The organism is Amycolatopsis sp. NPDC102389, from assembly GCF_044765885.1.
Lineage (GTDB): Bacteria > Actinomycetota > Actinomycetes > Mycobacteriales > Pseudonocardiaceae > Amycolatopsis.
This window is the reverse complement of the sequence record NZ_JBIWKX010000014.1, coordinates 147,083-153,241: the sequence shown is the minus strand read 5'-3', so window position 1 is coordinate 153,241 and position 6,159 is coordinate 147,083. Positions and strand designations below refer to the sequence as shown.

Genomic DNA, 6,159 nt, shown 5'->3' with positions numbered 1-6,159 from the left:
CACCCTCAACCGAGCAGTACGCTACCAACCACTCAACACCAAACTGTCCGACAAGTCCTGAAACACATCTGTCCGTGAGGTCCTGAAACAGCACAGAGGGTTAGAACCCTCATTGCCACTCACGACCCCCTTGTGAAACCGAGCATACTACCCAAATCGAACACTTGCGACCCGAAGAGTGTCCTTTGTGGACACTCGGGGCAGGGTCGGCTCTCGCCGGCGAGTCCGGAGCCAGCCGCGCAGGCCGCTGCTCACGACCTTCTTTCGGCTACCTGTCGATGAAGGGGGGCGACAAAAATCACGGCACGCACCACTTGCCGTCGCGCTTCTTCAGCGGGAACGGCGTGTCCTTCTGGCCGCCCGCACCTTCGACGTGAACGGTCACGGAGGCGGAGTCGCCGCTGACCGACGGCGGGTCCGGGACGGTCGCGGTGACCTGCCCCGCCGCCGCCCACTTCCGGCCGAGCTCGGCCAGATCGGCCGAGGACTGCTGGACGCAGGTGAGCTTCCCGAACGCCGTCGCGTCGTGATTGGCGATGGCCGCGGCGATCGCCTTGCCGGCGACCTCGACCGCGGCCACGTCCGGATCCACCGGCACCGGACGGGACGAACCCGGCCGCGGCTCGGGCATGACGCTGCTCGACGCGGCCGGGTCGGAGCCGGACGGGGCCACCAGGAGCAGCCCCACCACGGCTCCGGCCACGACCGCGCCGCAAACCACCGCGACGGCGGTCAGCTTGTGGCTCACCGTCACGGACAGGTCACTTCTTGTCGGCCTTGATGTCCTTGAGACACCACAGGTCCGATTCCTTGGCCGCCGTGATGGTGCCTTCCGCCATCTTGGTGCCCTGGGTCGCGCGGTAGCGCCCGGTCGCCCGGTCACCGCTTTCCTTGGCGGGCTCGGTGATCTCGAGCTTGATGGGGTCGAGCGGCTTGCCCTCGTCCTTGGTGTTCTCGCTGCGGCAGATCAGGTCGAGGAACGTCTTCTTGTCACCCGCGCTGTAAGAGCTCGCGGCGCTTTCGAAGACCTCCTGCGGCGTGGCCTTGCCGCCGGGAGCCGGACCGGAACTCCTGGTCGACGACGTGCTCGGCGAGCTGGACCTGGTACGGGTCGAGCTCGGCTTCTGCGACGAAGACGGGGCCTCCGACGGGGCGGCGCTGCTGGAGGGCGGCGCCGCGGTCGGGTTGTCGTCACCGGAGTTCAGCGCGATGACGAGGGCGGTGACACCACCGCCGACCAGCACGACCGCGCCGATCGCGATGCCGACGATCAGGCCGGTCTTCTTTTTCTTGGGTGGCTCTCCGCCGCCGTATCCGCCTTCCTGCGGGTACGCGTTGAAGCCGCCCTGCTGCCCGTACGGATCCGGCTGGCCGAACTGCTGCGTGCCACCGGGGTATCCCTGCTGGGGCTGAGGACCGCTCTGCGGGTAGCCACCCTGCTGCTGGCCGTACGGGTCCTGTTGTCCGTACTGGCCGCCACCGGGGTATCCCTGTTGCGGCTGGGGGCCGCTCTGCGGGTACCCGCCCTGCTGGCCGTACGGATCCTGTCCGTAGCCGCCGGGCTGCTGCGGCGGGTAAGTCATGGCTGGTGCCCCCTAGCTGTTCTGCGAAAATGCTCAACATGACCTGCGGGTCCGCCTCCCCGGCGAACGTCGCCCGATGCTAGCCACCGAGCCGGATCGCCGCTCGATTAGGGCCGAACTGAGACCGGAAACCCGTTTGCACCCGGACGGAGCCGGGTATTCCGTCGCAGGTCAGGCCAGGTGGACGGAATGTGACCAGTAGAGTGCCGGACCCGGCACCGGGATGGCCCCTTGCGCGGCGCGAAGGTACGTGCTGGCGGGTCGTCCGGAACGCGACGCGCCGATCTTGTGATGCGGAAAGGCCTTTTATTGTCGGTGATCGCCGGTACCGTGGAATGAAAAGCACTCCGAGGAGGTGCCCGATGCATCATGACCTTCCCGGAGGTCGGCGCGAGGAGGCCGACCCTTCAGAAACGACCGGAGCTGGAACCACGTCCGACGAGCAGGCACGTCAGATTCGCTTCCTCGAGGAGGAAGTCGCCCTGCTGCGCCGGAAGCTCACCGATTCCCCACGCCAGAACCGAGTGCTGGAGCAGCGGCTCGCCGAGGCGTCGGAACGAGTGAGCCAACTCACGGAACGCAACACGAAACTGGTCGAGACGCTCCGCGAGGCGCGTGGCCAGTTGCTCGCGTTGCGGGAGGAGGTCGACAGGCTGGCCCAGCCTCCGAGCGGTTACGGCGTGTTCGTCACCGCGTACGAGGACAACACGGTGGACGTGTTCACCGCGGGCCGCAAAATGCGGGTTTCGGTCTCACCCGCGGTCGAGGTCTCGTCGTTGCAGCGCGGACAGGCGCTGCGGCTCAACGAGGCGCTGACCGTTGTAGAGGGCGGTGACTTCGAGCGGATCGGCGAGGTCTGCGCGCTGCGCGAGGTGCTGGCCCCGGACGTCGAGGGCGGCAGCCCCCGTGCGCTCGTGGTCGGGCACGCGGACGAGGAGCGGGTCGTCCTGCTCTCCGATCCGCTGGCCGAACAGCCCCTCAAGCCGGGCGATTCCCTGCTGGTGGACTCGAAGGCCGGTTACGCCTACGAGCGCGTGCCGAAGGCGGAGGTCGAGGATCTCGTGCTGGAGGAGGTGCCCGACGTCCGGTACGAGGACATCGGTGGCCTCACCCGGCAGATCGAGCAGATCCGCGACGCCGTCGAGCTTCCCTTCCTGCACGCCGATCTGTACCAGGAGTACCAGCTGCGCCCGCCGAAGGGCGTGCTGCTCTACGGGCCTCCTGGCTGCGGTAAGACCCTCATCGCCAAGGCGGTGGCCAACTCGCTCGCTAAGAAGGTCGCGGAAGCCCGCGGCGACAAGGCGGACGGGAAGTCCTACTTCCTGAACATCAAGGGTCCGGAACTGCTGAACAAGTTCGTCGGGGAGACCGAGCGGCATATCCGCCTGATCTTCCAGCGGGCTCGGGAAAAGGCCTCCGAGGGCACCCCGGTGATCGTGTTCTTCGACGAGATGGACTCGATCTTCCGCACCCGCGGTTCGGGCGTGTCCTCCGACGTGGAGACCACGATCGTCCCGCAGCTGCTTTCGGAGATCGACGGTGTCGAGGGCCTGGAGAACGTCATCGTCATCGGCGCCTCCAACCGCGAGGACATGATCGACCCGGCGATCCTGCGGCCGGGCCGGCTCGACGTCAAGATCAAGATCGAGCGTCCGGACGCCGAAGGCGCGAAGGACATCTTCTCGAAGTACCTGTCCGATGGCCTGCCGATCCACGCGGACGACCTCGCCGAGTTCGGCGGGGACCGCAGGGCGACGTTCGACGCGATGATCCAGCACACCGTCGAGCGGATGTACGAGGAGACGGACGAGAATCGGTTCCTCGAGGTCACCTACGCCAACGGTGACAAGGAAGTCCTGTACTTCCGCGACTTCAACTCGGGCGCGATGATCCAGAACATCGTGGACCGGGCGAAGAAGTCGGCGATCAAGTCGGTGCTGGAGACCCAGCAGCCCGGCTTGCGTGTGCAGCACCTGCTGGACGCGATCGTCGACGAGTTCGCGGAGAACGAGGACCTGCCCAACACCACCAACCCGGACGACTGGGCCCGGATCTCCGGCAAGAAGGGCGAGCGGATCGTGTACATCCGCACGCTCGTCACCGGCAAGAACCAGGATTCGGGGCGGGCGATCGACACCGCCACGAACACCGGTCAGTACCTGTAGGGCAAGCCGAAAGGGCCCTTCGCCGCAGGCAATGCGGCGAAGGGCCCTTTCGCGTCACGCGGGTACGGGCTCCTGGACTTTCTTGCGTACGCTCAGCCGCCCGTGGGCGGCCAGGATCCCCAGGACGACGAGCAGCGCGCCGACGGGCTGGTTCCACGCCAGGGGTTCGTCGAGGACGAGGACGCCGAGCAGGACGCCGACGACAGGTGTGAGGTAGGTCACCGCCGACGCGTTCGACGCGCCCCATGCCGCGATGATCGACGCGTTCCAGGCGTAGGCCAGCCCGGTTCCGAACGCGCCGAGCGCGATCATGCTGAGCACGATCGGCGTGTCGAGACGTACCGGCGTCGTCGCGATGAACGGCGCCAGCGCCAGCATCACGACGGCGCCGCAGCAGACCTGCCCGAGCGCGATGGTCGGCGCGTCGAGATTCCGCCAGGAGATGAACCGTCGCACGTAGACGAACGAGATCCCGTAGCAGGTCGTCGCGCCCAGGCACGCCAGCTGCGCGGTCAGCTCGTGGGAGACGTCGATCCCTTGCCAGACCCCGACGATGGTGAGCACGCCCAGGAATCCGAGGACCAGGCCGGTCGTGCGGGCCTTCGTGAAGCGTTCCGAGGGCAGGGCCGCGGCGGCGATGAGCATGGTGATCAGCGGTGTCGTCGCGTTGAAGATGCTGGCGAGCCCGGAGGAGATGTACTGCTCGGCCCAGGAGAACAACAGGAACGGGATGACGCACAGCAGCACGGAGACGACCGCGAGATGGCCCCAGAGCGCCGGGTCGCGGGGGAGTGGCTTACGACGCCAGGTGGCGATGACGATGAGCGCCACCGCGCCGAGGCAGACGCGGGAGAGCGCCACCTGGGCGGGCGACAGGCCGGTGAGACCGACCTTGATGAACAGAAAACTCGCACCCCATACGATCGCGAGCGCCGCGAACCGGATCGCGATACTGAAACGTCCCAATTGTCCTTCTCCTGAGTCCTCAAGTCAGGGCTCAGTGAATCCCGGAATCTCTTGGCGCTCCAGCGGTTTTCGGACGATGTGTCCGACGACTCCCGCGTGGCGGTCACCCGAACCGTCTGTATAACGGCCTATACTTCCGGGCTGTGAGCGAATCCTCCGGGCGCCCGCGCGCGCCGATCACCGAAGCCGATGTCCTTGCCTGGCTGGAGACGACGGCCGCCGCCGTCCGGTCGGGCGACGTGAGCGCCCCCGAACTGATCGAGCTGCTGGGTGAGTTGCGCCGCGCTTCGGCGGCTTGCGCCGACGCCTCCGATTGGGCACTGCTCGCCGCGAGGGAAGAGGGTGCCAGCCTTCGTCAGATCGCGCCCGTGTTCGGCAAGGGTTACGTTCGGGCTCCGGCCGCCCGCCTCGAAAAGCTTCACCGGCAGGCGCAGAATTCGAGCCAGTGGCTCGCGATCCTCCGCCACAAGAACGAAGGAGCCCGGTGACAGACTCGGAAATCCCCGTCGGCGACCGGATCGCCGTCGGGCTCGCGGCACTCGGCAGGCCCGCGTACATCAACCTCGGCCCGGCCGAAGCGCTGCCGCCCGGACGCGGGTTCGAGGCGATGCGCGCGGCGACCTACGGCGTGCTGGACGACGCGTACAGCGCCGGCGTCCGCTGGATCGACGTCGCCCGTTCGTATGGTTCTTCGGAGGAATTCCTGGCCGGATGGCTCGCCGATCGCGGCCACGCGGACGTGACGGTGTCGAGCAAATGGGGCTATCGCTACGTAGGGGAGTGGAAGCTCGACGCGGAGGTGCACGAGGTCAAGGAGCACACCGCGGCGCGGTTCGCCGAACAGTGGGCGGAAACCGTTGACCTGCTGGGGAAGACGGTCTCGCTGTACCAGGTCCACTCGCTCACTGTGGACAGTCCACTGTTCACCGACGACCGGCTGATCGGCGCGCTCGCCGAACTCGCCGCCGGCGGTGTCCCGGTGGGGTTCTCCACGTCCGGGCCCGCCCAGGCGGACGCGGTCCGGCGGGCGTTCGAGCTGGAGGTGGCCGGAATCCCGGTCTTCAGCGCCGTGCAGTCGACGTGGAACCTGCTCGAGCCCTCGGCCGGCCCGGCGCTCGCGGAAGCGCACGCCGCCGGGAAACGGGTGCTGGTCAAGGAAACGGTCGCGAACGGACGGCTGGTGGTCGAACCGCCGTCACCGCTCGCGCGGATCGCGGCGGAGCACGGGACGGGCCCGGACGCGGTGGCCATCGCGGCGGTGCTGGCGCAAGACTGGCGGCCGGTCGCGGTCATCGGCCCGTCGAGTACGGCGCAGCTGCGGGAGAATCTCGTTGCCGCGAAGACGAAGCTGACCGACGGCGAACTCGCGGAACTCGCGACGCTCGCCGAGGATCCGGTCGCCTACTGGCGGCACAGGTCCTGCCTCGGCTGGCGGTGAAGGGCTG

6 protein-coding genes are annotated in these 6,159 nt (G+C 67.7%); 3 read left to right on the top strand and 3 right to left on the bottom strand.

Annotated elements, in window-relative coordinates; genetic code table 11:
• Positions 1 to 298: 298 nt before the first annotated feature.
• Both ACIRGA_RS15685 and ACIRGA_RS15680 read right to left on the bottom strand, forming a co-directional pair.
• Positions 299 to 754: a hypothetical protein gene (locus ACIRGA_RS15685; protein WP_400941429.1), complete on the bottom strand. Its 456-nt coding sequence runs from the start codon at positions 752 to 754 to the stop codon at positions 299 to 301.
• A 7-nt stretch (positions 755 to 761) separates the two neighbouring features.
• Positions 762 to 1,583 (bottom strand): hypothetical protein, encoded by an 822-nt coding sequence (locus ACIRGA_RS15680; protein ID WP_400941427.1) that lies wholly within the window; start codon positions 1,581 to 1,583, stop codon positions 762 to 764.
• A 362-nt stretch (positions 1,584 to 1,945) separates the two neighbouring features.
• Here ACIRGA_RS15680 and arc point away from each other — a divergent pair, with 362 nt between their 5' ends.
• The gene (gene arc / locus ACIRGA_RS15675; protein WP_378441598.1) at positions 1,946 to 3,748 is read left to right on the top strand and encodes a proteasome ATPase; all 1,803 of its coding nucleotides are present in this window, start codon (positions 1,946 to 1,948) and stop codon (positions 3,746 to 3,748) included.
• Between the two features lie 54 nt (positions 3,749 to 3,802).
• Here arc and ACIRGA_RS15670 read toward each other — a convergent pair whose 3' ends face one another.
• A complete protein-coding gene (locus tag ACIRGA_RS15670) occupies positions 3,803 to 4,714 on the bottom strand; it encodes a DMT family transporter (protein ID WP_400941425.1) in 912 nt (303 codons plus the stop codon).
• A gap of 143 nt (positions 4,715 to 4,857) precedes the next feature.
• Here ACIRGA_RS15670 and ACIRGA_RS15665 point away from each other — a divergent pair, with 143 nt between their 5' ends.
• A complete protein-coding gene (locus ACIRGA_RS15665) occupies positions 4,858 to 5,202 on the top strand; it encodes a hypothetical protein (RefSeq protein ID WP_400941423.1) in 345 nt (114 codons plus the stop codon).
• Complete coding sequence (locus ACIRGA_RS15660; protein ID WP_400941421.1) at positions 5,199 to 6,152, top strand: aldo/keto reductase; 954 nt, start codon at positions 5,199 to 5,201, stop codon at positions 6,150 to 6,152. Before ACIRGA_RS15665 ends, ACIRGA_RS15660 begins: the two co-directional genes overlap by 4 nt.
• Positions 6,153 to 6,159 lie beyond the last annotated feature (7 nt).

What these genes read in the sequence shown, in the direction of transcription:
- arc (WP_378441598.1), top strand. Translation starts at nt 1,946, where the DNA reads ATGCATCATGACCTTCCCGGAGGTCGGCGCGAGGAGGCCGACCCTTCA.
- ACIRGA_RS15680 (WP_400941427.1), bottom strand. Translation starts at nt 1,583, where the DNA reads ATGACTTACCCGCCGCAGCAGCCCGGCGGCTACGGACAGGATCCGTAC.